Below are 24919 nucleotides of genomic sequence, written 5' to 3'. Positions count from 1 at the left end.
GCCGCCCATTATAGGCTGGTCGTGCTTCAGCCTCCTGACAGGAGCCGGGATTACCCTTGACGTAAGCCGGCACTCACGCTGCTTGCGTGCAGGCATATCGCCGCTGCAGCAGCCACGTTCAGCGACTCCTCACCGCCCGGTTGGCCGATGCGCACATGCTGCGCTGCGCGCTGCATCAGCGCCTCGCCAACACCCTGCCCTTCATGGCCCATGGCCCAGGCACAAGGCCAGGGCAGCGCGGCATTGTGGATCAGTTCGCCCTGATGGGAGCTGGTCACGATCAGGGGCAAGCCAAGCGCATCCAGGTCCTCGGGCGAGGCCGACTCAAGCAATTGCAGACCGAAATGCGCCCCCATGCCAGCGCGCAGCACCTTCTGACTCCACAGCGCAGCCGTGCCCTTCAGGGCCACGACCTGGCTGAAACCGAAGGCAGCGGCACTGCGCAGGATGGAGCCCACGTTGCCTGCGTCCTGCACGCGGTCCAACACCACCGTGGCCACGCCGGCACGGATGACCGCCGATGCCTGCCAGTCCATCAGAAAACCGATGCGCGCCGGGGACTCCAGACCGCTGACTTCGGCAAACAGGGCATCTGCCAGCACCACGCACTTGCCTGCGCCCTGCACCCATTCCAGCGGCACCAGCGGCCAGAAGGATTCGGCCACCACGGCCACGGAGGGCTGCATGCCACGCGCCAGCGCGGCACGGCACAGATGGTCCCCCTCCAGCCAGACGCGCCCTTGCTTGCGGTAGGCCCCACTGTCCTGGACAAGCCTGCGCAAATCCTTGACCAGGACGTTGTCACGGGACTGGATCAATGTGGCGGCGGGTTGTCGGCTCATGGTGAGGCTTTCGGGCAAAGGGAACAGCGCGCCACGGGCGCAGAAAGAAACGGCAAAGGCGCTCAGGCAGACAGCAGCAAGGCTTGCGCACCCTGCGCCGCAGCTGCCACGCGGGCAGCGGCCAGGGGCTCGGCCATGCGGGCAATGCTCACGACATGGGCCACCGGCGCGAAGGTTCGCCGGTGCTCCTCGCAGGCACCGTGCAGGCGCAGCGCCGCAAGGTGGGCCGCCGTGCCGTAGCCCTTGTGGCCGTCGAAGCCGTATTCCGGATATTGCTCATGCAGCCGTTCGCACCAGCGGTCGCGCGTGACCTTGGCCAGTATGGAGGCGGCCGAGATGGCCTGCACCAGGGAGTCCCCCTTGACGATGGCCTCGGCCTGCACATCCAGCACGGGCAGCTGGTTGCCATCCACCAGCACGAGCACCGGCTTCAGGCGCAGGCCCAGCACCGCGCGGCGCATGGCCAGCAGCGTGGCCTGCAGGATGTTCAGGCGATCGATCTCTTCGACCGAGGCCTCGGCAATGCTGCAGCACAGCGCCTTGGCACGGATCTCGTCATAGAGTGCCTCGCGGCGCGCAGCCGTGAGTTTCTTGGAATCGTTCAGGCCCTCGATGGGATTGAGATCGTCAAGAATGACAGCAGCGGCCACGACAGGGCCAGCCAACGGGCCGCGGCCCGCTTCGTCCACGCCCGCAACCAGCCCCGGCGGATGCCAGGGCAGGCACGCCTGTTCAGGCGGCAGTGGGGGCAATGATTTTCTCGATCGCATGGGCGGCCAGTTCGGCAGTATCGCGCCGCAATTCATGGTGCAGCGCTGTGAAGCGCTGTACCAGCGCCTCGACGGTTGAAGGGGAATGTTCGCACGCCTGCAGCCATTGCAGCACAGCCGCGCTCAACGCCTGGGGCGTTGCCGCATCCTGGATCAGCTCGGGCACGACGAAATCGCCGCACAGGATGTTGGGCAGGCCCACCCAGGGCTGCAACTGCTTGCCACGCATCAGGCGCCAGCTCCAGGGGTGCATGTTGTAGCCGATCACCATGGGACGCTTGTACAACGCGGCTTCCAGCGTGGCCGTGCCGCTGGCGATCAACGTCACGTCGCAGGCTGCCAATGCATCATGGGACTGGCCGCGCACGATGTGCAGCGACGAGGCCATGCCGGACTCCTGGGCAATGCGCCGCAACTCGTCCAGTTGCGAAGGCACGGCAGGCACTACTATTTTAATAGCTGGCAGCGCCTTCCGGACCAAAGCTGCAGCCTGAAAGAAACGGGCTGCAAGATAGCGGATTTCGGAGCGTCGGCTGCCGGGCAGCACGGCCAGCACCAGACCATCTTCCGGCAGACCCAGCCGACGGCGCGCGGTGGCACGGTCGGGCTGCAGCGGAATCACGCTGGCCAGGGGATGGCCCACGTAGGTCGCGTCTATGCCGTGACGGGCCAGCAACTCGGGCTCGAAGGGAAAGATGCACAGCACATGGTCGGCCGCACGCCGGATTTTCTCGACGCGATCTGCACGCCAGGCCCAGATCGAGGGGCAGACGAAATGCACGGTCTTGATGCCCGCAGCCCGCAGATCGGTCTCCAGGCCCAAATTGAAGTCGGGCGCATCGATGCCGACAAAAACGGCTGGCGGCTGCTTGAGCAGGCGCTGGCGCAACTGCCGGCGGATGTTCAGAATCTCGGCCAGCCGGCGAAACACTTCCCAGCTGTAGCCATGCACGGCCAGCCGCTCGCAGGACCACCATGCCTCAAAACCGCGCTGCTGCATTTGGGGCCCGCCGATGCCAAAGGCCGAAGCCTCGGGCCAGCGAGCCTGCAGCCCACCCAGGAGCAAGGACGCCAGCAGGTCGCCCGAGGTTTCCCCGGCGACCATGGCAATCGATGGACTCAGGCGCGCCAATGGCGCCGCGCTCTCTGTCATGCCGTCCTTTCGCGCGCCGGATCAGCGCGCAATGCCCCGGGTCGAAGCGGCCAGAAAATCCAGCATCAGCGATACATCGGCAGCAGCCTCGGGCTGCTCGCCAGCCAGCGATCCAATGGCGTCGCGCGCGGCCTCCAGGGTCAGCCCCTGGCGATACAGCAGGCGGTGCATCTGCTTGATGGCCTGGATACGCTGCGGCCCGAATCCGCGCCGGCGCAGGCCTTCGATATTGAAGCCACGCACGGCCAGGGGATTGCCATCCACCATCATGAAGGGCGGCACATCCTGCGAGATATGGCTGGCAAAGCCTGCCATGGCATGGGCGCCCACCTTGGTGAACTGGTGCACGCCCGTCAGGCCGCCCAGGATCACATGGTCGCCCACATGCACGTGGCCGGCCAGGGTGGCGTTGTTGGCCAGGATGGTGTGGCTGCCCACGACGCAGTCGTGCGCCACATGCACATAGGCCATGATCCAGTTGTCATGGCCTATGACCGTGACGCCCTGGTCCTGCACGGTACCCGCATTGAAGGTGCAGAACTCGCGCACCGTGTTGCGGTCCCCGATGACAAGCCGCGTGGGCTCGCCTGCGTACTTCTTGTCCTGGGGCTGTGCGCCCAGGGACGCGAACTGGAAAATCCGGTTGTCGCAACCAATGCGGGTATGGCCTTCGACAACGCAATGCGCGCCAATCGTGGTGCCGGCGCCGATTTCCACATGCGGCCCGATGACGGCATAGGGGCCGACCGACACAGACGAATCCAGCTGTGCAGCGGAATCTATCAGTGCCGTGGGATGGATGCGTTCAATGCCAGCCATGCGTCCGTCAGCCCACGTTGCGCATGGTGCACATCAGCTCGGCTTCGCAGGCCACTTCGTCCTCGACGCGGGCCACGCCCTTGAACTTCCAGATGCCGCCGCGAACGCGATCGATGGTGATCTCCAGCACCAGCTGGTCGCCCGGCTCCACGGGGCGCTTGAAGCGCGCACCGTCGATGCCCACGAAGTAGTAGATGTTGTTCTCGTCGGGAACCTGGCCCATGGCATCGAAGGCCAGCAGGCCGGCAGCCTGCGCCAACGCCTCCAGGATGAGCACGCCCGGCATGACGGGACGGCCCGGGAAATGGCCCATGAAATAGGGCTCGTTGAACGTGACGTTCTTGATCGCCTTGATGCGTGTATTGCGCTCAAGCTCCGTGACCTTGTCCACCAGCAGGAAGGGGTAGCGGTGGGGCAGTTGCTTGAGAATTGCGTGAATATCCATCATTGCGTTCCGTTATGGCCTTGATCCGCCGATTGCTGCAGTTGCCGCTCCAGGGCCTTGATGCGATCGCGCATGGAGTGCAACTGCTTCAGCGTCGCAGCATTTTTTTCCCATTTGGCGTTTTCATCCACGGGAAACATGCCCGTGTAAACACCTGATTGTGTCAGCGAACGAGTCACTACCGTCGCTGCCGAAATATGCACCCCGTCGGCCAGCCGCAGATGGCCCAGCACGATGGCGCCGCCTCCCACGGTGCAATGTGCGCCAATGCGCGCGCTGCCGGCCACCCCCACACAGCCGGCCATGGCCGTATGCCGTCCAACGTGCACGTTGTGACCAATCTGGATCAGGTTATCGAGCTTGACCCCGTCCTCGATCACCGTGTCGTCCAGCGCTCCGCGGTCTATGCAGGTATTGGCGCCGATCTCCACATCGTCGCCGATCCGCACGCCACCGAGCTGCTCGATCTTCACCCATGCCCCGTTCTCGGGCGCAAACCCGAAGCCGTCCGCTCCCAGCACCACGCCGGAATGCAGCAGGCAGCGCGCGCCCACATGGCAGTTCTCACCGATGGTGACGCGCGACTTGAGCACGGTGTGGGCACCGATGGTGGCACCCTCTTCAACCACGCAGAGCGGGCCGATCGTGGCAGAGACATCAACGATGGCACTCTCGTGCACCACCGCGCTTGGATGGATACCGGCCGGCGCCACGGACCTGCAGTTTCGCTTCCACCACTGCGTGGCCCTGGCGAAGTAGGCATACGGGTCAGGGACCACGATGCAGGCTCCCCGCTGCTGCGCCAGCTCACGCATGGCGGGCGCCACAATAACGCAGGCCGCCTCGGAGGCGGCCAGTTGCTGGCGGTAGCGGGGGTTGCTCAGAAAACTGAGATCCCCTGCCCCGGCGGAATCCAGCGGCGCGATGCGGGAGATGGGCATCTCCCTTTCGCCACCGACCAGTTCGCCACCGAGTGCATCGAGGATCTGACCCAACAATACGCTCACGGCATGCAGCCCTGGACGCTGGCTTACTTGCCGCCGCCGTTCAGCGCCTTGATCACTTTGTCAGTGATGTCGTACTTGGGGTTGATGTAGACGGCTTCCTGGAGGATGACGTCGTACTTCTCGGTTTCCGCCACTTGCTTGACCACCTTGTTGGCGCGCTCCAGGACCTGGGCCAGTTCCTCGTTCTTGCGGGAGTTCAGGTCTTCCTGGAACTCACGGCGCTTGCGCTGGAACTCGCGGTCCTGGTCCACCAGCTGACGCTGGCGGGAGACACGCTGGCTTTCGGCCATGGTGGGCGCTTCACGCTCGAACTTCTCCGAAGCGCTCTTGAGCGAGTTGCCCTGGTCGACCAGTTCCTTCTCACGCTTGGAGAATTCCTGCTCCAGCTTGGACTGCGCAGCCTTGGCCGTCGACGCTTCACGGAAGATGCGGTCCGTGTTCACAAAGCCGGCCTTGAACTCTTGAGCGTGCGCAGAAACAGCCATGGCGCCAAGCAGCACAGCCAGGGAAAAATGGCTAGATAGAGATTTCATTAGAAAGAGGTTCCGATTTGGAATTGCAGTCGCTGGATTTTATCCCCGGTCTGCTTGCGGATGGGTTGAGCAAAGGCGAGACGCAGGGGGCCCAGCGGGGAAATCCAGCTGATGCCAAGGCCCGTGGAAGCCCGCAGCTCCCCGAGATCGAAGTTCTGGTTGGCGCCGTAGACATTACCCACATCGAGGAATGTAAAAAGACGCAAAGTCCTGTCATTGCCGGCACCGGGGAAGGGAATCATGAACTCGGCGTTCAAAGTCACCTTCTTGGAGCCGCCCAGGGCAATGTTCTCTGCAGAGTCGCGCGGACCCAGCGAGCCCTGCTCGAAGCCACGCACCGAGCCCAGACCACCCGAGAAGAAGTTCTTGAACAACGGGAACGGACGGCCATTGAGGCCCTTGCCATAACCGAGTTCACCGTTCAAGGCCAACGTGTACTTCTTGCTCAGCGGGATGTACTGCTGGATCTGGTAGTTGGCTCGCACATAGCGGGCCTCGCCACCCACCGACCACTCGGTGTTCAGGCGCTGGTAGAGACCCGAGTTGGGCGCCAGCGCGCTGTCACGGCTGTCACGCGACCAGCCCAAAGTCAGCGGAATGCCGGTGTTGGCATAGCCGTACTTGTCGGCATAGTCCTTGTACGCCTGGGGCAGGTAGGTGCCGGGCTTGATTTCCGAGCGCTCCACGCCACCGCCGAAATACACGGTGTCGATCTCGCTGAACGGCACGCCAAAGCGAACGCTGCCGCCCGAGGTGACGATCTTGTAGGCAGCATCGTCGTAGTAGGGACGATCGGTGCGGTAGTACAGGTCGTAGGTGCGCGAAATACCGGTGTCCGTGAAGTACGGATCCGTGGTGGACAGCACCATGGTGCGGCGGTACTTGCTGGTATTCACGTCCACGCCCAGGTAGTTGCCCGAGCCGAACACGTTTTCCTGCTTGATGCCGAACGACAGCGAAACCTTTTCGGCACTGGAGAAGCCCGCACCCAGTTGCAGCGAACCCGTGGGCTTTTCAGCCACCGAGATGACCAGATCCACCTGGTCGGGCGAGCCCGCCACTTCCTGGGTCTCGACATTGACTTCGGTGAAGAAGCCCAGGCGGTCCACGCGGTCGCGCGACAGGCGGATCTTGTCGCCGTCATACCAGGAGGCTTCGTACTGGCGGAATTCGCGGCGGATCACTTCGTCACGCGTGCGATTGTTGCCGCTGACGTTGATACGGCGCACATAGGCGCGGCGCGACGGCTCGGCATGCAGCACCAGGGCCACGCGGTTGGTCGCACGGTCGATGTCCGGCACGGCCTCGACGCGTGCAAAGGCAAAGCCGAAGTTGCCGAAGTGCTCGGTGAAGGCCTTGGTCGTCGCCGTGACCTGGTCGGCGTTGTAGGGCTCGCCGGGCTTGATCTTGACCAGGGACTTGAACTCGTCGTCGCGGTCGAGGTAGTTGCCCTCCAGCTTCACGCCGGAGACGACGAAGCGCTCGCCTTCATGGACGTTGAGCGTGAGCGAAATGGTCTGCTTGTCGGGCGAGATGGCCACCTGGGTGGAGTCCACGCGGAACTCCAGGTAGCCACGCTGCAGGTAGTACGAGCGCAGCGTTTCCAGGTCGGCGTTGAGCTTGTTGCGCGCATAGCGGTCCGACTTGGTGTACCAGCTCATCCAGTTGCCGGTGTCCTGATCGAACAGGTCCTTGAGCGTGGATTCGCTGAAGGCCTTGTTGCCGACGATGTGGATCTCGTTGATGCGGGCCGGATCGCCCTCGGTCACCGTGAAGGTCAGGTTGACGCGGTTGCGCTCGATGGGCGTGACCGTGGTGACGACTTCCGCGCCATAAAGGCTGCGGTTGATGTACTGGCGCTTGAGCTCCTGCTCGGCACGGTCGGCCAGGGCCTTGTCGAAGGGACGCCCTTCTGCCAGGCCCACATCGCGCATGGCCTTTTGCAGGGTTTCCTTGTCGAACTCCTTGGTGCCGGCGAAATTCACCTCGGCGATGGTCGGGCGTTCCTCGACGACGACAACGAGCACGTTGCCATTGGCCTCGAGACGGATGTCCTTGAACAACCCCAGCGCGAACAGCGAGCGGATCGCAGCTGCGCCCTTGTCATCGTCATACTGGTCGCCCACGCGCAGCGGGATGGAAGCGAAGACCGTGCCCGGCTCCACGCGCTGCAGGCCTTCGATGCGGATGTCCTGTACCCGGAAGGGCTCCAGCGCCCAGGCTGCATTGGCAGCCAAAACCATGGCAGCCAGGGTCGATGCAGCGCGCACGCCCAGGCGATTGATACGTTTAGTCATGAATGGATTTGCCGCCGCTGCGGCTTGCCGAAAACGGCTGAAAAGTTAGCCCCAAAGCCGGTTGATATCGTTGAAAAAGGCGACGGACATCATCATCATCAAAACCGCCACGCCTGCACGCTGCAAGCGTCCGGCCCAGACTTCCGACACGCTTCGGCCAGTCACGCCCTCCCAAAGATAATACATCAGGTGCCCGCCATCGAGCACCGGCAGGGGGAGCAAGTTGAGAACCCCCAGGCTGATGCTTATCAGCGCCAGGAACGAGAGATATTGAACCAGGCCCATGCTGGCCGAGCGCCCCGCATAGTCGGCAATGGTCAAGGGTCCGCTGATGTTCTTGAGCGATGCCTCGCCTATCACCATGCGGCCCATCATGCGCAGCGTCAGCGACGACAGCTCCCAGGTGCGCTGCACGCCTGCCCACAGGCCCTCCAGCGGACCGCGCTGCACCAGAGCCATCTCGGGGGCACTGCCGATGTAGGCGCTGATGCGGGCGATGCTCTCCTTGCCATCTTCCGAGCGGCCCAGATCGGGCAGCACGGGGATCTGCAGCTGCCTGCCATCGCGCTGCACCAGCCACAGTTGCTGCTGGACCTGGCCCGATGCGCCCATCTTGCGGATGAGATTGCGCAGCTGGGTGCCATCATCCACCGGGGTGCTGCCCACGCGCAGCACCAGGTCGCCCTCGCGCAAGCCGGCCTTTTCGGCGGCACCACCGGCGATCACCTTGTCCAGCACGGGCTGCGTCCAGGGCCCCAGCAGACCCAGGCGCTCGAAGAAAGCGGCATCCGGCTCGCCCTGCACCTGGCCGGCCAGCGCCAGCCGCAGCTCGGACGGGGCAGTGCGCCGGCCCTGAAGCACTTCCATGCGCACCGACTCATCGTCGAGCGCGGCGCGGGTCAGTGTCCAGCGCAGATCATTGATGGAGCGAACCTCTTCCCAGTCCTGGTCGCCCAAGGCGATGCGCAGCACGCGATCACCGCCCTGCACGCCCGCCATCTGCAGCACCGTGCCCGCCGGCGGCGTGGCCAATCGCGCCACGGGCTCCTGCATGCCCATCCAATTGACGATGGCCAGCAGCGCGATGGCCAGCACGAGATTGGCCACCGGGCCTGCCGCCACGATGGCCGCACGCGCGCGCAGCGGCTGGGTGTTGAATGCCAGATGGCGCTGGTCGGGCGGGACCTCGCCCTCACGCTCGTCGAGCATGCGCACATAGCCGCCAAGCGGCAGTGCACCGATGACGAATTCCGTGTCCGAACCTTTGCGCTTCCAGCGCAGGATGGGACGACCGAAGCCGACGGAAAACCGAAGCACCTTCACCCCGCAAGCCACGGCGACGCGGTAGTGGCCCCACTCGTGCACGGCAATCAGCACGCCCAGCGCGACCACGAATGCAACTACGGTCAGCAACAATTGATACTCCTTTGAATCCAATGCGCGCCTGGATGCCGCTGCGCGCCCGCCGAGGAACCCGGTCTGGCCCGCGAAGCCGTTATTGCAGCTGCCACTGCCGCGCCATGGTGTGCGCGATTTCGCGGGCCTGGGCGTCCAGGGCAAGCAGATCGTCCAGGCTGCCCAGTGTAGGCGGCAGCAAGGTTTCGAGAGTGCGCAAATTCACAGCGTGAATACGGTCAAATGCCAGCCGTCGCTCCAGGAAGGCGGCAACGGCGACTTCGTTGGAAGCATTGAGAACCGCCGTAGTTCCCTCGCTGGCGCGCAGCGCCTGCCAGGAAAGATGCAGGCCAGGAAAACGCACGGCATCCGCTTCCTCGAAGGTCAGGGCCGACAGCTTGGCGAAATCCAAGGGCGCCGCGCCGCTGGCGATGCGCCGCGGCCAGGCCAGGCCGCAGGCGATGGGCACGCGCATGTCGGGCGTGCCCAGTTGCGCCAGCACCGAGGCATCCTTGAACTGCACCATGGAGTGCACGATCTGCTGCGGATGGATGACGACCTTGATCTTGTCGGGAGCCATGTCGAACAGCCAGCGTGCCTCGATGACCTCCAGCGCCTTGTTCATCATGGTCGCAGAGTCCACGGAGATCTTGCGCCCCATGGAGAAGTTCGGATGCGCGCAGGCCTGCTCCGGCGTGATCTCGGACAAGGTGGCCGGATCGCGCAGGCGAAAGGGTCCGCCCGAAGCCGTGAGCAGCAGGCTGTCCACCCGATCGGGCCAGCTGGCTCGGTCTTCCGGCAGGCACTGGAAAATGGCCGAATGCTCGCTGTCTATGGGCAGCAGGGTCGCGCCGTGGCGCTTGACCGTGTCCATGAACAGTGCGCCGCCAACGACCAGGGCCTCCTTGTTGGCCAGCAGCAGGCGCTTGCCCGCGCGCGCGGCAGCCAGACAAGGCGCAAGGCCCGCTGCACCGACGATGGCCGCCATGACGGCATCGACTTCGGGATGCGAGGCGATCTGCTCCAGCGCGTCTGGCGACTGCAGCACCTCGGTCGCCAGCCCATTGCTGCGCAACTGTTCAGCCAGCAGCTTCGCGTGTGGCGCGCTGGCCATGACGGCATAGGCAGGCTTGAATTCAGCGCACTGGCGCAGCATCAGGTCCACTTGCGTGGCTGCGCTGAGCGCGAAGACCTCGTAGTGCTCGCGGTGGCGCGCCACCACATCCAGCGTATTGGTACCGATGGAGCCCGTGGAGCCCAGGACGGTGATTTTCTGCTTCATGAATGCGCGAAAGAGGAGAGCATCATGGCCAGTGGCAGGGTCGGCAGCAGGGCATCGACACGGTCAAGCACGCCGCCATGGCCGGGCAGCAGACCACTGCTGTCCTTGACGCCCACGCTGCGCTTGACCAGGGATTCGACCAGGTCGCCGACCACGCTCATCGCGGCCATGAACACAACCGCCAGCAGCAGGAACCAGGCCCCGCGCGCCAACAGCAACGAATAGAAACTGGGCACGGCCACCGCGTAGTGGCGATCCGCCCAGACCCAGGCCAAGGCCAGCACCAGCACGCCGGCCATGCCGCCCCACACGCCTTCCCAGCTCTTGCCAGGACTGATGGAGGGCGCGAGCTTGGACTTGGTGAATTTCAGGCCCAGGGCCCGGCCGGCGAAATATGCAAAGACATCGGCCACCCAGACCAGCACCAGCACCGACAGCAGGAAGTTGATGCCCATCATGCGCGCCTGCACCACGGCCACCCAGGCCAGCCACAGGGCCAGCACTCCGCCGACCAGACGCACAGGCCCCGCAATGCGCGGCCAGCCGGCCACGCCTGCACGCAGCAGTGCCGCGCCGCCCAGCACCCAGGCGGAGCCAGCGACCACCCAGACAGCGGCCAGGGGACGCTCAAGCCAGCCCGCAGCCCAGGTTCCCACGCACATCGCCGTGCAGATGGCACCTATGCCAATGGCACCAGCGGAGCCAAAGCCGTTGAGACGGCCCCATTCCCAGGCACCCGCCGCCATGAGCACGAGTACCACCACGGCGAACGGAACGCCCGTCGGATAGAACAGCGCAGGCAGCAAGATGGCCAGCAGGATCAGGGCGGTGATGACTCGCTGCTTGAGCATGGCTCCCCCTTGTTCAGGTCGTCTGTTGATGGGACGACTTCGATTGTGATTGGTGTACTTGCGCGGAGGTCTGGCCAAAGCGCCGCTCCCGCGAAGTGAAGGCGGCAATGGCCTCGTCCAGGCAGGCCTCGTCGAAATCAGGCCACAGGCTGGCACTGAAGAAGAGTTCTGAATACGCGGCCTGCCACAACAGGAAGTTGCTGATGCGCATCTCCCCGCCGGTGCGGATCAGCAGGTCCGGATCGGGCACATGGGCCAGCGCGAGCGCGCGGTCCAGGCTCTGCGGGGTAATGGGCTCGCCCTGCTCTGCCAGCCGGGCTGCTGCCTGGGCAATGTCCCAGCGCCCGCCGTAGTTGAAGCAGACATTGAGCACCAGGCGGTCGTTGTGCGCCGTGACCTGCTCGGCCTGGGCCAGGCCCGCGCACACTTTCTCGCTCAGGCCACTGCGGTCGCCGATGAAGTGCAGGCGCACGCCATCGCGGCTCAGTTGCTGCACTTCCTTGGCAAGGGCATTGGCCAGCAGGCCCATGAGACCGGAAACCTCCTCTTCGGGGCGGTTCCAGTTCTCGGAAGAGAAAGCGAAGACGGTCAGAACCTGCACGCCGCGCTGGACGCAGGCGCGGGCGCAGCGGCGCAGCGATTCCACGCCCTGCTTGTGGCCGGCCAGTCGCGGCAGAAAGCGGCGATTGGCCCAGCGTCCATTGCCATCCATGATGACGGCAATATGGCGCGGCACCGCGCCGGAGTCTTGGTTTGTCAAAGGTACAGGCCCTGAGGCAAGCGAGGCAGAACGCCTCAGACCGCCATGATGTCTTGTTCCTTGGCAGCCACCAGCACGTCGATCTCGGTGATGTGCTTGTCGGTCATCTTCTGGACATCGGCTTCGCAACGCTTTTGGTCGTCTTCCGAGGCCTCCTTGTCCTTGACCAGCTTCTTGACGGCTTCGTTGGCGTCGCGGCGCAGGTTGCGCACGGCGATCTTGGAGGCTTCGCCTTCGTTGCGGGCCAGCTTGGTCATTTCCTTGCGGCGTTCCTCGCTCATGGGAGGCATGGGCACGCGGATCAGATCACCCAGCGAGGCAGGGTTCAGGCCCAGATCGCTCTCGCGAATGGCCTTCTCCACCTTGGCGGACATGCTCTTTTCCCAGGGCTGCACGCTGATGGTGCGCGCATCGAGCAGGTTCACGTTGGCCACCTGGGACAGCGGCACCATGGAGCCGTAGTAATCCACATGGATGGAGTCCAGCAGCGAGGGGTTGGCACGGCCGGTACGCACGCGCGCAAGATTGTTCTTGAGCGCTTCGATGGACTGGCCCATCTTGGACTCGGTGGTCTTCTTGATGTCTGCAATCGTCATGTTCTTGTTCCTTGAAGAGCTGTGAAACGCGGGATCAAAACGCTCAAGCGTACACCAGCGTGCCCTCATCCTCGCCCATGACCACGCGCTTGAGCGCGCCGGGCTTGTTGATGGAGAACACCCGGATCGGCAGCTTCTGATCGCGGCACAGCGCAAAGGCAGTGGCGTCCATGATGCCCAGGTTGCGCGAAATGGCCTCGTCGAAAGCCAGCTTGTGATAGCGGGTCGCGTCGGGATTCTTCATCGGGTCGTCGGTGTAGACACCATCGACCTTGGTGGCCTTGAGCACCACTTCGGCGCCGATCTCCGCGCCGCGCAGTGCGGCGGCCGTATCGGTAGTGAAGAACGGGTTGCCGGTGCCGGCGGCGAACACCACCACCTTGCCCTCCTCGAGATACTGCAGGGCCTTGGGGCGCACATAGGGCTCCACGACCTGCTCGATGGCAATGGCCGACATGACGCGGGCGATGAGGCCCTGCTTGTCCATGGCATCGGCCAGGGCAAGGGCATTCATCACGGTGGCCAGCATGCCCATGTAGTCGGCAGTGGCGCGGTCCATTCCGACCGAACCACCAGCCACGCCACGGAAAATATTCCCTCCACCGATCACCACGGCCACCTGGACACCCACGCGGGTGACTTCGGCGATTTCGGAGACCATGCGCTCGATGGTGGCACGGTTGATGCCGAACGAGTCGTCGCCCATGAGCGCCTCACCGGACAGCTTGAGCAGGATGCGCTTGTGGGCCGGTGCGGCGTTGGACATGGTGTTTCTCCGAAAGGTGGATGGTGGTGGATGGTGAAGGGAACGGTTCAGGCGCTCGGACGAATCAGGCGCCGGCCTTGGCAGCGGCCACTTGGGCAGCCACTTCGGCAGCGAAGTCGTCAACCTTCTTTTCGATGCCTTCGCCGACCACGTACAGGGTGAAGCCCTTGACGTTGGTGTTGGCGGCCTTGAGCATCTGGGCCACGGTCTGCTTGCCGTCGGCAGCCTTCACGAAGACCTGGTCGGCCAGCGAGACTTCCTTCAGGTACTTCTGCACCGAGCCTTCGACCATCTTGGCGACGATCTCGGCAGGCTTGCCGGATTCGGCAGCCTTGGCGGCAGCGACGGTGCGCTCCTTTTCGATCAGCTCGGCAGGCACGTCAGCGCTGGTCACGGACACGGGCTTCATGGCGGCCACGTGCATGGCGACGTCCTTGGCAGCGGTTGCATCGCCTTCGAACTCGACGATCACGCCGATGCGCGAACCGTGCAGGTAGGAAGCCAGGCTGGAGCCTTCGAAGCGCTTGAAGCGGCGGAAGGACATGTTCTCGCCGATCTTGCCGATCAGGCCCTTGCGCACGTCTTCCAGGGTGGGGCCGAAACCGTCCTGCTCATAGGCCAGGGCGCTCAGCGCGGCCACGTCAGCGGGGTTTTGCTCGGCGACCAGCTTGGCGGCGGCATTGGCCATCGCGATGAAGCTGTCGTTCTTGGACACGAAGTCGGTTTCGCTGTTGACTTCGATCATGGCACCCTTGTTGCCATCGATGAAGGCGGTGATCACGCCTTCAGCGGTCACGCGCGAGGCAGCCTTGCCGGCCTTGGTGCCCAGCTTGACGCGCAGCAGCTCTTCGGCCTTGACCAGATCGCCCTCGGCTTCGGTCAGGGCCTTCTTGCATTCCATCATGGGCGCGTCAGTCTTTGCGCGCAGTTCAGCCACCATGCTTGCGGTAATTGCAGCCATCGTATTTCTCCAATGTCAGTTCGATTCGTTACAGGATTTCGGCTAAAAAAACGGGGCTACCCTGAGCCCCGCTTTTCATTCAGCGACGAGGTCGCTCAGCCGGACAAGCTCAATCAGGCAGCGGATTCTTCCACTTCCACGAACTCGTCACCGCTCTCGCCGGATGCAGCCTTGACCACGTCGGTCAGTGCAGCAGCGCGGCCTTCCAGGATCGCGTCGGCGATGCCTTGGGCGTACAGTTGCACAGCCTTGGCAGAGTCGTCGTTACCGGGGATGACATAGTCGATGCCTTCGGGGTTGTGGTTGGAGTCAACCACGCCAACCAGGGGGATGCCCAGCTTCTTGGCTTCGGCCACGGCGATCTTGTGGAAGCCCACGTCGATCACGAAGATGGCGTCGGGCAGGCTGTTCATGTCCTGGATGCCGCCGATGTCCTTTTCCAGCTTTTCCAGTTCGCGGACGAACATCAGCTGTTCCTTCTTGCTCATGGCTTCCAGGCCGGCTTCTTGCTGGGCCTTCATTTCCTTCAGACGCTTGATGGACGTCTTGACGGTCTTGAAGTTGGTCAGCATGCCGCCCAGCCAACGCTGGTCAACGAAGGGCACGCCTGCGCGCTGGGCTTCTGCCGCCACCATCTCGCGGGCCTGGCGCTTGGTGCCGACCATCAGGATGGTGCCGCCGTTGGACGCCAGTTGCTTGACGAACTTCTGGGCGTCCTGGAACATCGGCAGCGACTTTTCCAGGTTGATGATGTGGATCTTGTTGCGGTGACCGAAGATGAAGGGGGCCATCTTGGGGTTCCAGAAACGGGTCTGGTGACCGAAGTGGACGCCTGCTTCCAGCATCTCGCGCATAGTGACGGACATATGAATACCTCAAAGGTTAGGTCTAAAATCCAGCCCGACAATTGCCCCCTGAAACACAGGGAGCAACACCTTGAAGGGACTGGTTTGCGATTGACTTTGCGCGGGGACCGCAAGCATGGGCAGGCATTCTTGACGAACACCGCTCACCCAAAAGCTTTCGCCTGACACCCGGCAATCCCGGAGAAAATCAGGGTGAACCCCTAGCAAAGCCGCAAGATTCTAGCACACGGCATCCCTCAGCCGAGGCTTCGCGCTCAAAGCACGCTCGCCTCCTCAAGGCCACGGCAGTTGCACAAGATGCACACACTCCTGTAGTGATAGCTGCATCCGCTTGATAATCCGGGCACTTCAGCAGATTCCACCCCAAAATGAACATCGCGATTGTGGGCGCCGGCAGCATTGGCGTTGCGACAGCCCACGCACTGGCACAGGCCGGCCACGAGGTCACCGTCTACGAGCGTCACGGCACCGCAGCGCAAGAAGCCAGCTTCGGACATGCCGGCTGGCTGGGCCCCAGCCTGTTCCAGCCCTGGAGCGTCCCCGGCCTTTCGACCGCCGAACGCTCCCCCACCCTTCCCGGCCGGCAGGCCCTGCCGCGCCTGGGCCCCGGAAACCTCGCAGCCCAGCTGCGCTGGCTATGGCAATGGCGCCAGGCCGGACGACAACTGCGCAAAGGCAACGCGCCCACAGCCGCCATGGAGGCGCTGGAGGCGCTCACGCAACGCAGCCAGCAGCTCCAGCAATCGCTGTGGCGGCAGTGGGAGCTTGACCCGGAATATGTCGCCGGAAGCCTGGTGCTGCTGGGCAGCGAGGCCGAGCACGAACAACTGAAGCCTGCACTGGATGCACTGGCCGAGGCCGGCACACGCTGCGAGGCGCTGGATGCCACCCAGGCCCGGCTGCGCGAACCCGCTTTGGGCGAGGAAACCACGCTCGCAGGCGCCCTGTACTTCCCGCAGGCAGGCGCCGCCAACGGCCGCCTTGCCACGCTGATGCAACGCCAGGCGGCGCAGACGGCGGGAGCACGCTTCGAGACGCAGCGCCTGGTGCAGGGATTGCAGCCCGGCGGCGCCGGGCGCACCGCACGCCTGCAGTTGCTGGGCGAAGACACTCCCCGTTCGCACGACGCCATCGTCGTCTGCGCTGGCGCCGAGGCCGCGAACCTGCTCACGCCGCTGGGCCTGCGCCCACCCATGATCGCCTTGCACGGCTATGGCATCAGCGCCCCTTTGCGCGAACAAGGTTATGCACCCCGCCACGCCATCGTGGACTGGAGTGAGCAGATGACCCTGGTGCGCCTGGGCCAGCGCATGCGCATCGTGGCCGGCGCGGAACTGGGCCGCCGCAGCCCCATGCATGAGGCCACGCTGCAGCGCATGTACCACCGCCTCAACATGGTTTTTCCCGGCAGCGCCGTGCTGGCCTCGGGCGTTCAGATCTGGCATGGCACGCGCATGTGCACAGCGGATGGACTGCCGCTGGTGGGTGCCAGCGGACTGCCCGGCATCTGGCTCAACCTGGGCCACGGCAGTTGCGGCGCTGCCATCGCGCAGGGGTGCGCAAGCCTGCTGAGCGACCTGATGGACAACCGCGCCAGCTTCCTGGACAGCACACTGCTCGACCCGCGCCGCTTCGGCTGACCGGCGCCCCCTCCTCCGCCACCCGGCGGCGGACCGCTATGCTCGGTCCATGCTGCGCATTCCCACATCCACCGCCTTGCCGCTGTTTGATACGGCGGCCACTCGCACCCTGGAACAGCAGGCGGCAGCCAGACTGCCCGCGCACAGCCTCATGCAACGCGCGGGCGCGGGCCTGGCACGCCTGGCACGCGCCATCGCCCCCCATGCACGCTGTATCTGGATAGCCTGCGGTCCCGGCAACAACGGCGGCGATGGCTTGCAGGCAGCCGCCTGGCTGCAACAAAGCCTCAATGCGGCGCCAGAAAAGGCCCGCAGTTGCCGCATTCTGGTCAGCTGCGTGCGCGAACGCGCCCACATGCCCGCCGATGCACGCGCCGCCTGGGACGCCGCCCACGAAGCCGGCGTGCAATGGACCGAGCACATGCCCGCCGACATGGGGCCACAGGACTTGTGCATTGACGCATTGCTTGGTATCGGCCTGCGCCAGCCAGGCGCCGCAAGCCCACACACCGGCACGAATGAGCGCCTGCTCACTGTGCTGCGCGGCCTGCAGTCCAGCACCAGCCCGGTCCTTTGCGCGGACATAGCCTCCGGACTGGATGCCGACACCGGGCAGTACCTGCCTGGATTCGCGCCCCTGAACGCCCCAGCCAGCGCACGGCACACACTGGCCCTGCTGACGCTGCAGCCCGGACTGTTCACAGGAAGTGGCCGCGATGCCTGCGGCCAGATATGGTGGGATGACCTGGACACGGGACTGGCGAAAGGCAGGCCACCCCTCACGCCCCTGCCCTGCGCACAACTGTTTTCACCAGGCGCCAGCGCCCCGCGCCCGCATGCCAGCCACAAGGGAAGCTTTGGCGACGTGGCCATTCTTGGCGGAGAGGGGCTGGGACAGCGCGGCCTTTCCATGACCGGCGCCGCCTGGCTGGCTGCCCTGGCCGCGCTGCACGGCGGCGCGGGGCGCGTGATGCTCGCTCTGCTCGATGCCTCGGCCGGGTCAGGCCAGGCCACCGCGCCCTGGCCCGAAATCATGCTGCGCAGCCCTGAAGCGCAGGACTGGCGCAGCACCACCGTGGCCTGCGGATGCGGGGGCGGCATGGCGGTGCGCTCCTGGCTACCCCGGATACTGGATCAAGCCCCCAGGCTGGTGCTGGACGCAGACGCACTGAATGCCATTGCCGAAGATGAATCGCTGGCCTTGCTCCTGAAAGAGCGCCGCCGGCGCGACCTGCACACGGTGCTGACGCCCCACCCGCTGGAGGCCGCCCGCCTGCTGAAGACGAACACCGCACAGGTCCAGTCACAGCGGCTGCGCGCCGCCAGGCAACTGGCGCAGCGCTTCGACTGCACCGCGCTGCTCAAAGGCTCGGGCACCGTGATCGCAGGCCCCCAGGAAGAGAATGATGCACCGCCCTGCTGGATCAATCCCACGGGAAATGCCCGCCTGTCGACCGGAGGAACCGGCGACGTGCTCGCCGGGCTGATTGCCGCGCTGTGGGCCCAGGGCCTGCAGCCCACGCAGGCAGCAGCCCTGGCGGCCTGGCGCCATGGATTTGCGGCAGACCATTGGCCTGCGCACATCCCGTTCAGCGCCAGCGCACTGGCCCAGCGGCTCGGAGGATAAAAAGCCTCAGGGCTTGCGCCGGGGCTTGGATGTGTTGCCCGTCACCTTGGACTTGACGGCGCCCAAGGCCTTCTTGCCCAAGGCGCGCAGTGCCTGCACCGGCGACGGTGGAGGCAGCTGCGGCAGGCCGTGGGCAGCAGCATCCGTGGCCGCAGGCTTGCGTGCCTCGGACTTGCGTGCCTCGGACGCCCGGCCTCTGCGGGGTCGCGCAGCGGAGCCAGCAGATGATGGCTCCACAACCGCCTCGCCCATGTCGCTCTGCCGCGCCGAGGTAGCCGAGCGCGGCTGGGCATTCGCATATTCAGCTTCCAGCGCGGCCAGGTTCACGCCCTTGACCATGGCCTTTTTAGACGCCTTGCGCCCCTGCTTGCCGGCCGACGCCGCTGCATCAGACTCAGGCCTTGCACCGCCGGAGCCTCCCGAGTTGCGCTGCGCCCGCTTTTCCTTGGCATCGCGGCGGCCCCATTTTTCGCCCTGATGGGCTTCCGTGCGCGCCGGCGTCCTGCCGGGCCGGCCCGAGGCCGGCTGCTCTTCGCCATCGCGCACCAGGCGGAAATCGATGCGCCGGCCATCCAGGTCCACACGGCTGACCTGCACGCGCAGCCGCGTGCCGATGCCATAGCGAATGCCCGAGCGCTCGCCGCGCAGCTCCTGACGCGCCTCGTCAAAGCGGAAATAGTCGCCGCCCAGCTCGGTGATGTGGACCAGCCCCTCCACATACATGGCGTCGAGCGTGACGAAGATGCCGAAGGTGGTCACCGCGGAGACCATGCCGCCGAACTCCTCGCCCAGATGCTCACGCATGTACTTGCACTTGAGCCAGGCTTCGACATCGCGGCTGGCCTCGTCGGCCCGGCGCTCATTGGCGCTGCAGTGCAGGCCAGCGGCTTCCCAGGCCTGGACCTCGGCAGCGGGCGCGCGCTTGCGCGGCTTCTGGCCGGGCGGGCTGACGCGTGAAGCCAGACGCTTGGCCAGCTTGGCCTCGGCCTCTCCGGGCGTGGGCAGCTCGGGCAGGCGATAGTGCGTGCCTTCGAGCTCGGCCTTGATCACGCGGTGCACCAGCAGGTCGGGATAGCGGCGGATCGGACTGGTGAAGTGCGTATAGGCCTCGAAGGCCAGGCCGAAGTGGCCCGAATTCTCGGGCGTGTAGAAGGCCTGCATCATCGAGCGCAGCAGCATGGTGTGGATCTGCTGGGCGTCGGGACGATCCTTGGTGGCGTTGGCAATGGCCTGGAACTCGGACGTGGCCGGGTTCTCGCTCAGCGCCACACCGACCCCCATGGCCTTGAGATAGTTGCGCAGAATGTCCTGCTTTTCCAGCGAGGGCTTGTCGTGCACGCGGAACAGGCCGACGCGACCGCTTTGCTCGATGAAATCCGCACTGCAGACATTGGCGGCCAGCATGGCCTCCTCGATCAGCTTGTGCGCCTCGTTGCGCGTGCGCGGCACGATCTTCTCGATGCGGCCGTTCTCGTCACAGACGATCTGCGTCTCCGTGGTCTCGAAGTCCACGGCGCCGCGCGCCTCGCGCGACTTGAGCAGCGCCTGGTAGACGCCGTGGAGATTCAGCAGGTCACCCACGCGCTCCGAGCGCCGGGCAGCCTCCGGGCCGCGCGTATTGGCGAGGATGGCCGCCACCTCGGTGTAGGTGAAGCGCGCATGGCTGTGCATCACCGCCGGATAGAACTGATAGGCATGGATCTCGCCCTTGGCGGTGATCAGCATGTCGCAGACCATGCACAGGCGGTCCACATCAGGGTTGAGCGAGCACAGGCCATTGCTCAGCTTCTCGGGCAGCATGGGGATCACGCGGCGCGGGAAATAGACGCTGGTGGCGCGGTCATAGGCATCGATGTCGATGGCGCTGCCCGTGGTCACGTAGTGGCTCACATCGGCAATCGCCACCAGCAGGCGCCAGCCCTTGCTGCGCCCGACCTTGGCGGGCTCGCAATAGACGGCATCATCGAAATCGCGCGCATCCTCGCCATCGATGGTCACCAGGGGCACATCGGTCAGATCGATGCGTTTCTTGCAGTCGGCAGGTCGCACCCTGTCCGGCAGCGCCTTGGCCTGCGCCAGGCAGGCATCGGAAAACACATGCGGGACGCCGTACTTGCGCACCGCGATCTCGATCTCCATACCGGGATCATCGACTTCACCGAGCACTTCGATGATGCGTCCCACGGGCTGGCCGAACAGCGCGGGCGCCTCGGTCAGCTCCACCACGACCACCTGGCCGATCTTGGCCGAGCCCGTGGCATTGGCGGGGATCAGGATGTCCTGGCCGTAGCGCTTGTCTTCGGGCGCCACCAGCCACACGCCGCTTTCCTGCAAAAAGCGACCAATGATGTTGTGCGCAGGGCGTTCGATGATCTCGACCACACGGCCTTCGGGCCTGCCGCGGCGGTCCTGGCGCACGATGCGGACCTTCACGCGGTCCTTGTGCAACACGGCACGCATTTCATTGGGGGGAAGGAAGATGTCGCCTTCGCCGTCATCGCGGATGACGAAGCCATGTCCGTCGCGGTGCCCCTGCACACTACCCTCGATTTCGTCGTTCGCGTCGGCGCTTTTGGCGTGAGGGTTCATTTTCTTGGTATACAATCTAAATCTTTCCTGAGATGCCCAGGTGGCGGAATTGGTAGACGCACTAGTTTCAGGTACTAGCGGGTAACTCCGTGGAGGTTCGAGTCCTCTCCTGGGCACCAAGTTTAACGACAACCTGCAGAGGTTGTGGTGAACTAAGGAACTATCTTCAGCAGAAGGCAGTTCCCTGGCTTCATGACTTGGCAGATGACAGTCTCAAGAAAAAATCGAAGATCGGGATGCTTCTGCAAAAAATGCAGTAGAATTTCAGCTTCAGCAAGCCCAGGTGGCGGAATTGGTAGACGCACTAGTTTCAGGTACTAGCGGGTAACTCCGTGGAGGTTCGAGTCCTCTCCTGGGCACCAAACATGAAAAGGCCGTTGCACATGCAACGGCCTTTTTCTTTTCCGATCGCTGCAAGATGCTGGCGACGGCATGCCGCCAAGAAAATTTCAGGAAAATCTTCGCAAACCTGCCCGGCACATCGCTTTCACGCTATATAATTTGCTCACTCTGAAATGCCCAGGTGGCGGAATTGGTAGACGCACTAGTTTCAGGTACTAGCGGGTAACTCCGTGGAGGTTCGAGTCCTCTCCTGGGCACCAAACACGAAAAGGCCGTTGCACACGCAGCGGCCTTTTTCTTTGCCTCGCCGGCACCGTCGCAAGCCCCGCCCCATCCCGCAGAAATTTCTCAAAAACTTGGGAAATCGGCTTCAGACGGAGATTTCGCGCTATATAATTTGCTCACTCTGAAATGCCCAGGTGGCGGAATTGGTAGACGCACTAGTTTCAGGTACTAGCGGGTAACTCCGTGGAGGTTCGAGTCCTCTCCTGGGCACCAAACATGAAAAGGCCGTTGCACATGCAACGGCCTTTTTTCTTGGGCGCTGCAGACGCATCGACCCCAGAAGGTCACATCCATGGCGCAAAAAAGGGAGCCAGCGGCTCCCTTCCTGGATGAGAGGATCACCTCCCGTGCATCACTTGCGCAGCAGTTGCTTGAGCACGTTCTGCAGGCGGCGCGCGCTGGCGTCATCGCGCGGCGATGCCAGCACGCGGGCGGCATCGTTGCCCCAGGTTTCCTGCGGAGCAGGATCGTTGCGGCGCGTCAGCAGCTGCAGCTGCAGGGCACGGCGGGCGCTCAGATGTTCCGCGGGCGTGGGCACATCGGCGGCCATTTCAAGGCGCAGCAGGGCTTCGCCCGCGTCTCCCTTGGGTGCCTGGCCGAGGGCCTGCGACCAGGCACTGCGCACTTGTGCAGACACACGGCCGCCAAGCTGCTGGGCAGCCGGCATCTGGGCAGCGTCACGCGACTCCCACGCCGCCATCAACTGGGTCAGTGCTTCACCATGGGCCTGGGCCGCGAGCTTGCGCAGGGCATCCTGGGCATGCTCCATGGCTTCACGCTGGGCACGGAAGGCGGGGTCCGCCAGGCGCGGTCCGCGCTCTTCGCGCGGCTCGCGGCTGAAGCGGCCACTGTCACGGCTGTCACGACCATCCCGGCCGTCTCGACCACGGCCACCATCGCGGCGATCGCCAGGACGGGCAGCGCGTGCACCGCCCTCTTCCTTCTTCATGCCAGGACGATCGTCGCCGCGCACGGCAACCACGGGGCGCACCGGCACCGGCTTGGCTTCGGATTCTTCCGAACTAGCTGCAGCAGCGGCAGGCTCCTGTGCTGGCTGGGCCGCATTCACGGAAGCATCGGCACGGCCACGCAGCGCTTGCTCCAGAGCCTCCACCGCAGCGCGGATTTGCTGCACATCACCCGAGGTGTTGGCAGCTTCCACGGCCTGCGACGCTTCCAGCACGCGGCGATCATGGTCGCTGAGCGCCACGGCCGCGGCGCGGGGACCACGCTCGCTGCCCTTGCGGTTGAAGGCTTCGTCCAGTGGCTTGCGGAAGGCATCCCAGAGCTTTTGCTCGTGCTTGCGGTCCAGCGGCACGGCCTGCGCCTCGGCCTGCCAGCGCTGCTGCAGGGCCTTGACGGCGTCGATGCGCAGGTTGGGCGCAGCGCCCAGCGCCGTGGCTTCGTCGATCATGGCATGGCGACGCTGCAGGCTGGCCTTTTGCGCGGCATGCAACGGAGCCTCGGCCAGGGCCATGGCCTGCTTGAACTGGGGTTGCAGTTCGGCAAACAGCTTCTCGCCGATATGGCCGCTTTCACGCCAACGTTCAGCGAACTGGCGCAGTGCGCGCGCCGCGCCCTTGAGATCTTCGCTGGCGGACTGCTGCACTGCCCAGGCCTTGATCTCTTCGATCAGCGCCAGGCGCTGTGCCTTGGACTGGGTGGTTTCGGTGCGCAGCTTGTCGTGCCAGGACTCGACCACCTTGTGGGCCGTGTTGCAGGCTTCGTCAAACTTCTTCCACAGTGCGTGGTTGGCTGCGCTGCCCTGGTCGGCCAGCTTCCATTGCTCGCGCAGGCTGCGCAGCGATTCCTGGATCTTGCGGCCACCCAGCGCCTGGCCTTCAGGGCGGTTCAGCAGGGCTTCCGCCTTGGCAACCAGTTCCTCGCGCAGCTTGTCGGCGTTCTGGCGCGGCCAGCCCTCGGACTCGCCAGCCGCCAGAAGGGCCTCATGCACCTTGGTGACCAGTGCATCGTCCACCAGTCGGCCATGGGCCTTGATGGCGGCGCGCACGGCCTGCACGGCGGCGGAACCCGCCTTGCTTTCGCCGGCAGCCGTCTCGGCCTGGAGCTGCTCCAGCGCCTGGGTCAGTGCGCTGCTGGCGGCAGCCACTTGCTCAGGCGATGTCTTCGCCTTGGGCTGCGCTGCGCTGCGGGCAGCGGGAGCGGGCTTGGACGGCTCGGCGGCCGCCGCCTCGGGAGGCAGGCCACGCGCCACGCGCAGCTCATCGGCCCACACGGGCACGGTGGGCAGCGGAGCGGCTTCATCGGCGGCGGCAGCTTCGGTCAGCGCCAGTGCCGACTGGAAGGCATCCCAGACCAGGATCAGCTGTGCGCTGGCGGCTTCCAGCTGGGGCGGGAAACGTCCGTCCACGCTGGCCCAGTTGTCATCGCCAGTCAGTTCGCCGGCCTGCTCCTGCCAACGGGCCACGTCGGCGCGCAGGTTGTCGAGCACAGCCTGGGCATCGCGCCAGGGCTTGGTGGACAGGACCTCGATGCGCTGGGCCAGCAAAACGGCCACTTCGCGCTGGACCTGCACGCGGTGCTGCAGCTCCTCGATGGCCTTGACACGCTCGGCCAGCTGAGCCTTGTGCTGCGACAGAGGTTCACGCGACAGCGGGGCGCCCGCCTTGGCGGCGTCGCGCTGCCAGGCGATGGCGTCGGCGGCATTGAAGGGCGATGCGACCAGCAGCGCCTGGGCCTTTTCAGCCCACTCCACTGCGATCTTTTCCTGGTCCTTGGTGCGGCGGATTTCGTCCAGGCGCTCACGCACGGCACGGGCCGCACCCTTGTCGCGCGCGCTCAGTTCCTTGAGGACGTCCTGCAATTGCTCGACCGAAGGCTGGGTTGCCAGCCAGTCGCGGATGCGCGCGGCGCGATCACCCGAGGTTTCGGCGGAGAAGGCACCGCCCGTGAGCACATCCAAGGGGTGTTGTTCGGGATTCTTGGCAGAAGCAGGGCTCACTTCAGGTGCATCGGACATGGTGCTGCGGGGGGAAAGAGAAGACATGAATCAATCGTTGAATGTCTGGCTGCCGCGGGCCGCCAGACGCGGCCGGCCAGGCCGCATGCGGGCATGCTAGCCGGACCGGGAAA

20 protein-coding genes and 4 tRNA genes are annotated in these 24919 nt (G+C 64.8%); 6 read left to right on the top strand and 18 right to left on the bottom strand.

All coding sequences use genetic code 11. The features are described from left to right. Positions 1-50: 50 nt before the first annotated feature. The 16 genes from ACFPFG_RS28050 to rpsB all read right to left on the bottom strand — a co-directional run bounded on the left by ACFPFG_RS28050 (position 51) and on the right by rpsB (position 15343). Positions 51-842, bottom strand: a complete 792-nt coding sequence (locus ACFPFG_RS28050; RefSeq protein WP_380109211.1) for a TrmH family RNA methyltransferase — start codon at positions 840-842, stop codon at positions 51-53. 62 nt (positions 843-904) lie between these two features. Further along, on the bottom strand, positions 905-1612 hold the full coding sequence (gene rnhB / locus ACFPFG_RS28045) for a ribonuclease HII (protein WP_012206733.1): 708 nt from the start codon (positions 1610-1612) through the stop codon (positions 905-907). Beyond that, positions 1575-2765, bottom strand: a complete 1191-nt coding sequence (gene lpxB, locus ACFPFG_RS28040; RefSeq protein ID WP_380109209.1) for a lipid-A-disaccharide synthase — start codon at positions 2763-2765, stop codon at positions 1575-1577. Before lpxB ends, rnhB begins: the two co-directional genes overlap by 38 nt. A gap of 21 nt (positions 2766-2786) precedes the next feature. After that, complete coding sequence (lpxA, locus tag ACFPFG_RS28035; protein WP_183021549.1) at positions 2787-3584, bottom strand: acyl-ACP--UDP-N-acetylglucosamine O-acyltransferase; 798 nt, start codon at positions 3582-3584, stop codon at positions 2787-2789. Positions 3585-3591: 7 nt separating this feature from the next. After that, positions 3592-4032 carry a 3-hydroxyacyl-ACP dehydratase FabZ gene (gene fabZ, locus ACFPFG_RS28030; RefSeq protein ID WP_012206736.1) on the bottom strand — a complete coding sequence of 147 codons (441 nt, stop codon included), beginning with the start codon at positions 4030-4032 and terminating at the stop codon, positions 3592-3594. Continuing rightward, the gene (gene lpxD / locus ACFPFG_RS28025) at positions 4029-5036 is read right to left on the bottom strand and encodes a UDP-3-O-(3-hydroxymyristoyl)glucosamine N-acyltransferase (protein WP_183021550.1); all 1008 of its coding nucleotides are present in this window, start codon (positions 5034-5036) and stop codon (positions 4029-4031) included. Before lpxD ends, fabZ begins: the two co-directional genes overlap by 4 nt. 23 nt (positions 5037-5059) lie before the next feature. Beyond that, a complete protein-coding gene (locus tag ACFPFG_RS28020) occupies positions 5060-5569 on the bottom strand; it encodes an OmpH/Skp family outer membrane protein (protein WP_183021551.1) in 510 nt (169 codons plus the stop codon). Continuing rightward, entirely contained in the window at positions 5569-7866 is a 2298-nt protein-coding gene (gene bamA / locus ACFPFG_RS28015) for an outer membrane protein assembly factor BamA (RefSeq protein WP_183021552.1), read from the bottom strand. The genes ACFPFG_RS28020 and bamA overlap by 1 nt, the downstream gene beginning before the upstream one ends. Positions 7867-7911: 45 nt before the next feature. Beyond that, positions 7912-9282 (bottom strand): RIP metalloprotease RseP, encoded by a 1371-nt coding sequence (rseP, locus tag ACFPFG_RS28010; protein WP_312376121.1) that lies wholly within the window; start codon positions 9280-9282, stop codon positions 7912-7914. A 79-nt stretch (positions 9283-9361) separates the two neighbouring features. Then, on the bottom strand, positions 9362-10543 hold the full coding sequence (gene ispC, locus ACFPFG_RS28005) for a 1-deoxy-D-xylulose-5-phosphate reductoisomerase (RefSeq protein WP_183021554.1): 1182 nt from the start codon (positions 10541-10543) through the stop codon (positions 9362-9364). Next, positions 10540-11394 carry a phosphatidate cytidylyltransferase gene (locus ACFPFG_RS28000; RefSeq protein WP_183021555.1) on the bottom strand — a complete coding sequence of 285 codons (855 nt, stop codon included), beginning with the start codon at positions 11392-11394 and terminating at the stop codon, positions 10540-10542. Before ACFPFG_RS28000 ends, ispC begins: the two co-directional genes overlap by 4 nt. 13 nt (positions 11395-11407) lie before the next feature. Beyond that, complete coding sequence (gene uppS / locus ACFPFG_RS27995) at positions 11408-12154, bottom strand: polyprenyl diphosphate synthase (protein ID WP_197955658.1); 747 nt, start codon at positions 12152-12154, stop codon at positions 11408-11410. A 35-nt stretch (positions 12155-12189) separates the two neighbouring features. After that, positions 12190-12750, bottom strand: a complete 561-nt coding sequence (frr, locus tag ACFPFG_RS27990; protein ID WP_088164102.1) for a ribosome recycling factor — start codon at positions 12748-12750, stop codon at positions 12190-12192. 43 nt (positions 12751-12793) lie between these two features. After that, on the bottom strand, positions 12794-13516 hold the full coding sequence (gene pyrH, locus ACFPFG_RS27985) for a UMP kinase (RefSeq protein WP_183021557.1): 723 nt from the start codon (positions 13514-13516) through the stop codon (positions 12794-12796). 64 nt (positions 13517-13580) lie between these two features. Next, on the bottom strand, positions 13581-14477 hold the full coding sequence (gene tsf, locus ACFPFG_RS27980; RefSeq protein WP_183021558.1) for a translation elongation factor Ts: 897 nt from the start codon (positions 14475-14477) through the stop codon (positions 13581-13583). A gap of 113 nt (positions 14478-14590) precedes the next feature. Continuing rightward, positions 14591-15343 (bottom strand): 30S ribosomal protein S2, encoded by a 753-nt coding sequence (rpsB, locus tag ACFPFG_RS27975; RefSeq protein WP_012206747.1) that lies wholly within the window; start codon positions 15341-15343, stop codon positions 14591-14593. Positions 15344-15711: 368 nt separating this feature from the next. On the opposite strand from rpsB, the gene ACFPFG_RS27970 reads away from it, so the two are divergent. Both ACFPFG_RS27970 and ACFPFG_RS27965 read left to right on the top strand, forming a co-directional pair. Then, complete coding sequence (locus ACFPFG_RS27970; RefSeq protein ID WP_197955656.1) at positions 15712-16983, top strand: FAD-dependent oxidoreductase; 1272 nt, start codon at positions 15712-15714, stop codon at positions 16981-16983. Positions 16984-17032: 49 nt separating this feature from the next. Continuing rightward, positions 17033-18610 (top strand): NAD(P)H-hydrate dehydratase, encoded by a 1578-nt coding sequence (locus tag ACFPFG_RS27965; protein ID WP_380109202.1) that lies wholly within the window; start codon positions 17033-17035, stop codon positions 18608-18610. Between the two features lie 6 nt (positions 18611-18616). On the opposite strand, the gene rnr is transcribed toward ACFPFG_RS27965, so the two are convergent. Further along, entirely contained in the window at positions 18617-21199 is a 2583-nt protein-coding gene (gene rnr, locus ACFPFG_RS27960) for a ribonuclease R (protein WP_380109200.1), read from the bottom strand. Between the two features lie 34 nt (positions 21200-21233). On the opposite strand from rnr, the gene ACFPFG_RS27955 reads away from it, so the two are divergent. The 4 genes from ACFPFG_RS27955 (at position 21234) to ACFPFG_RS27940 (ending at position 22039) form a co-directional block, all read left to right on the top strand. Continuing rightward, positions 21234-21318: transfer RNA gene (locus ACFPFG_RS27955), tRNA-Leu, on the top strand. Between the two features lie 158 nt (positions 21319-21476). Further along, positions 21477-21561 (top strand) — tRNA-Leu (locus tag ACFPFG_RS27950). A gap of 155 nt (positions 21562-21716) precedes the next feature. Further along, a tRNA-Leu gene (locus ACFPFG_RS27945) sits at positions 21717-21801 on the top strand. Positions 21802-21954: 153 nt separating this feature from the next. Further along, positions 21955-22039: transfer RNA gene (locus tag ACFPFG_RS27940), tRNA-Leu, on the top strand. A gap of 139 nt (positions 22040-22178) precedes the next feature. Here ACFPFG_RS27940 and ACFPFG_RS27935 read toward each other — a convergent pair. Further along, positions 22179-24806: a DUF349 domain-containing protein gene (locus ACFPFG_RS27935; RefSeq protein ID WP_380110347.1), complete on the bottom strand. Its 2628-nt coding sequence runs from the start codon at positions 24804-24806 to the stop codon at positions 22179-22181. Between the last annotated feature and the right edge of the window lie 113 nt (positions 24807-24919).

It is taken from the genome of Delftia deserti (assembly GCF_042653485.1).
GTDB classification, from domain to species: domain Bacteria; phylum Pseudomonadota; class Gammaproteobacteria; order Burkholderiales; family Burkholderiaceae_C; genus Comamonas; species Comamonas acidovorans.
This window is presented reverse-complemented; position numbering and strand designations above follow the sequence as displayed.